Raw genomic sequence first — 3884 nt, 5'->3', positions numbered from 1 at the left:
GGTCACCACCGACGACGATTCACCCGGCAGGTTCACCAGGATGGCCGTGGTCGAGCCGCCGTATTGCGCGCCGTAGTAGATGCCCGCCAGCATGATCAGCGCGGCCACCGGCGGCAGCGCATAGGTCGCCGGCAGCAGCATCGCGATGGTGGCCACCGGGCCGATGCCCGGCAGCACGCCGATCAGCGTGCCGAGCAGGCAACCGACGAAGGCATACACAAGGTTCTGCGCGGTGAAGGCCACGCCGAAGCCGATCGAGAGATTGGTAATCAGGTCCATTTTTCTTGTGGATTTCTTGTTGTTCCGCGCGGGTCAGCCGGCGATGAAGGTGGGCCACACCTGGAACTGCAGCTTGAGCGCGACCACGAAGGCCAGGTAGCTGCCCAGCGCCAGCACGCTGGCCAGCACGGTCACGCCCTTCCAGCCGAAGTTGTCGCCCGCCAGGCTGGCAATGAAGGTCAGCGCGTAGATCGCGACGATCAGCCCCATCGACGGCAGGCCGATGCTCGGCAGGCCACCCAGCAGGACGCCGAACACCAGGTTGGCGCCGATGATGAACACCAGCGGTTTCCACGCGATGCGCCCGACGGGTTCGCCGTCTTCGGTCTCCACCGTCAATGCCTTGAGCGTGATCATCACGCCCATGAGCGCAATGAGGATGCCCACGATCAGCGGGAAATAGCCCGGGCCCATGCGGGCGCCGCTGCCGACGTTGTAGGTCGTGGCGCCCCATGCGAAGGCCACGCCGAAGGCGCTGAAAAGTACGCCCGAGCAGAAGTCTCTCTGACTCTTGATTCTCACCGTTGATGTCTCCTGGAACTTGGCACAAGACGTGCGCAGCCGATCCTAGGAATTCACGAGCCCGGTGTGTATGAACAAGACATTGCCGTTTGGCAATGTGGCGCGCGATGCGGTGCGGTGGGTGTCGTGCAGCGCGTTGCGCTTCAGTCGCCGGCCACCGGCAGGTCGATGCACACGCGAAGGCCCGGCGCGGCATCGACCAACTGCAGCCGGCCGCCATGCAGCGCGACCACGGCCTGCACGCTGGCCAGCCCCAGCCCATGCCCCGGCGTGCTGCGGTCCAGCCGGTGAAAGCGCACGCCGATGCGCTCGTGCTCGGCCGCGGGAATGCCCGGCCCGTTGTCCTGCACGAAAAGCTGCGCCCTGCCGTCCACCGTGTGCGTGCCGACGCGCACCGTGGCGCCGCTGCCCGCGTACTTGAGCGCGTTGTCGAGCAGGTTGGCGGCGGCGCCCGCGAGCAGATCGCGGTCACCCAGCGCCACCGCGATGTCGGCCGGCTCGCGCAGCAGCGCAATGCCCTGCGCCTCGGCCACCGCCTCGTAAAGCTCCACCACGTCATCGGCAATCACATGCAGCGCCACCGGCGCGAACTGCTGGCGCCGCGCGCCGGCCTCGACCTCGGCAATCTGCAGCAGCTTCTCGAACACCACCGCCAGTTCGTCGAGCTCGCGGATGGCGGTGGCCACCGCCTGGCGCTGCACGTTGTCGGCGCCCAGCTCCTGCTCGACCGCGCGCAGCCGCACCAGCACGCGCGTGAGCGGCGTGCGCAGGTTGTGGGCAATGGTGTTGGACACGTGGCGCACGCCGTCCATCAGCGACTGGATGCGGTCCAGCATCGCGTTGATGTCGTTCTCGAGCAGCGCGAATTCGTCTTCCTGCCCCGACGGCGCCACCCGCTCCTGCAGCTCGCCCGCCGCGATGCGCGCCGCCGTGCGCCGCACCGCGCCCACGCTGCGCTCCAGCTCCTGCCTGAAGACGAAGGTGCCGCCGATCAGCAGCAGCACCGCCACGATGCCCGCCGCCGCGCTTGCGCTGGCCACCAGCGATTCGATCGACTCCTGGTCGCGCAGGTCGTGGCCCACCACCAGCAGGCCGCCGTCGGGCAGGTGCCGCATCACGAGGTAGCCGATGGCGCTCTGGCCCGAGCGCACCACGCGCCGGTGCACGCCGTCGCCCGCATCGGGCGTCATCGAGGGCACCTGGTCGAGGTTGCCCGCGAGCTTGCGGCCTTCGCGGTCGGTGAGCAGGTAGATCTCGTTGTCGGAGTTGCGCCCGTCGGACAGCGCGAACCCGATTTCCCCCGCCACGCCGTCCGCGCCGCGTGCGTCGTAGCGCACCATCAGCTGCTGCACGCTGGTCGTCACCTGCCGCACCATGCGCTGCTGCAGCACACCCACGGTCTGCATGTAGACGATGGCCAGCGCGGCCAGCATGGTGATCGCGACGAGCAGGCCGTAGTAGAACGCGAGCCGGAAACCGACCGAGCGCCACAGCTGGCGCAAGGTCTTGATCATTGCCACGGGGCCCCGGTCGAGGGGGCATCGCCTTCGCCGCTGCCACCCCCGTTGTCGTCGATTTGCGCCAGCCGGTAGCCCACGCCGCGCAGCGTGTGGATCAGCGTCGGCGCGCCGCCGGCATCGAGCTTGCGGCGCAGGCGGCTCACCTGCACGTCGATCACGTTGGTCTGCGGATCGAACTGGTAGTCCCACACGGCTTCGAGCAGCATGGTGCGCGTGACCACCTGGCCCGGATGCATCATCAGGTAGGCCAGCAGGCGGAACTCGCGCGGCTGCAGCGCAACGGGGCGGCCGGCGCGCTCCACATGCCGCCGCGCCAGGTCGAGCGTCAGGTCGGCCATCCGCAGCATGCGGATCTCGGGGCCGGTGCGCGAGCGCCGCACCAGTGCCTCGGCACGCGCCGCCAGTTCGGAAAAGGCGAAGGGCTTGGCCAGGTAGTCGNNGCGCTGAGCACCAGCACCGGCGTTTTCTTGCCGAGCGCGCGCAGGGTCGAAAGAATCGAGAGGCCATCGACCTCGTTGGGCAGCATGCGGTCGAGGATCACCAGGTCCCACGACTCGCCCGTGGCGCGCGCCAGTGCATCGGTGCCATCGCGGCTGATCACGGCCACGTGGCCGAGCGAGCGAAAGCCGTCGGCAATGTAGCGGGCGTTGTCGGCGTCGTCCTCCACGATGAGGCAGCGCCACATGGCGGTCGGCCCCATCACTTCGGCGCCGCGGCGCCCTGGTGCAAGGCAACGCGCAGGGCCGTAGAGAAAGAGAAGGGGTCGGGGCGTGGCTGCGTTCTGGGGCTCATGGCGATGGAGTCGGCCGGTCGCCCGCCAGTGATCGGTGCGGGCGCCGCCGGGGCCATCCTAGCCGCGATTGAACCAGAGAAAGCGCCGCCGCTTCATTACCATTTGTCCATGTTGGCCGGCAGGCGCGGCGTGCGCCCTTCGCGTCAGCGCGGCGCGGCCGGACGGAACTGCAACTCGCCCGAAGGCGTGCGCTCGCAGGTGCCCATGAATGCATCGGCACGCGGACCGGGCGGCGCGGGGTGCGCGCCCTCGGGCTGTCCGTCGCACATGTCCCACGCGGCCATGGGCGGTGGTGGCCGATGGGTATCGAAAAAATACCGCGGCAGCCCTTCGCCGCGAAAGCCCGGTGGCGGGCCGTACGGCATGGGTGGCGGCAGCATGATGCAGCCCGCGAGGCTGGCCGTTGCCAGTGCCATCGGCAACGCCAGCGCCCTTGCGAGGTGTCGGATTTCGTGCGTCATTTCTTGAACACTCCTCTCGCGCCGCGCAGCCGAGCGGGGACGACGGAGCCCTTGCTCCGCCGCCGCGCCAGCCGCGCGTTGCGCCCTTTGCGTTTTCTTTCCTTCGCTCGTTCGTCCGTCGGTCAGCCTCAGAACGAGTGGCGGATACCGAAGTCGTAGCCCGTCGACGAACGCGGCAGGCCCGTGTAGCCCACGCCGGTGCTGCCATAGCCCGTGGTGCTCGCGGCCGTCAGGTCGCCTGTGTAGGCCGCGTCGTTGCGGTTGTTCACCCGCGCGACAGTGGCATAGAGCGCGGTGCGCTTCGACAGG

Annotated in this window: 4 protein-coding genes and 2 pseudogenes; all 6 read right to left on the bottom strand. The window is 69.0% G+C overall.

The window, feature by feature from the left end:
- Positions 1-279 (bottom strand): tripartite tricarboxylate transporter permease (locus DBV14_RS21495; RefSeq protein ID WP_185546085.1); only part of this gene is annotated, 279 nt, incomplete at its 3' end.
- 33 nt (positions 280-312) lie between these two features.
- Positions 313-801, bottom strand: coding sequence for a tripartite tricarboxylate transporter TctB family protein (locus DBV14_RS21490; protein ID WP_124461865.1), 489 nt, complete (start codon positions 799-801; stop codon positions 313-315).
- A gap of 143 nt (positions 802-944) precedes the next feature.
- Positions 945-2315: a HAMP domain-containing sensor histidine kinase gene (locus DBV14_RS21485; RefSeq protein WP_124461870.1), complete on the bottom strand. Its 1371-nt coding sequence runs from the start codon at positions 2313-2315 to the stop codon at positions 945-947.
- Positions 2312-3006 (bottom strand): annotated as a pseudogene (locus DBV14_RS21480) (response regulator transcription factor). The gene DBV14_RS21485 and the pseudogene DBV14_RS21480 overlap by 4 nt, the downstream one beginning before the upstream one ends.
- Before the next feature lie 251 nt (positions 3007-3257).
- On the bottom strand, positions 3258-3575 hold the full coding sequence (locus DBV14_RS21475) for a hypothetical protein (RefSeq protein WP_260397169.1): 318 nt from the start codon (positions 3573-3575) through the stop codon (positions 3258-3260).
- 128 nt (positions 3576-3703) lie between these two features.
- Positions 3704-3884 (bottom strand): annotated as a pseudogene (locus DBV14_RS34000) (porin); the annotation flags it as partial.

This window comes from Variovorax sp. KBW07 (genome assembly GCF_003852515.1).
In the GTDB taxonomy this organism is placed as follows: Bacteria; Pseudomonadota; Gammaproteobacteria; order Burkholderiales; family Burkholderiaceae_C; genus Variovorax.
This window is presented reverse-complemented; position numbering and strand designations above follow the sequence as displayed.

Excerpts from the sequence above, each read along its gene's own strand:
- DBV14_RS21485 (WP_124461870.1), bottom strand. The coding sequence starts at position 2,315 with ATGATCAAGACCTTGCGCCAGCTGTGGCGCTCGGTCGGTTTCCGGCTC.
- DBV14_RS21475 (WP_260397169.1), bottom strand. The coding sequence starts at position 3,575 with ATGACGCACGAAATCCGACACCTCGCAAGGGCGCTGGCGTTGCCGATG.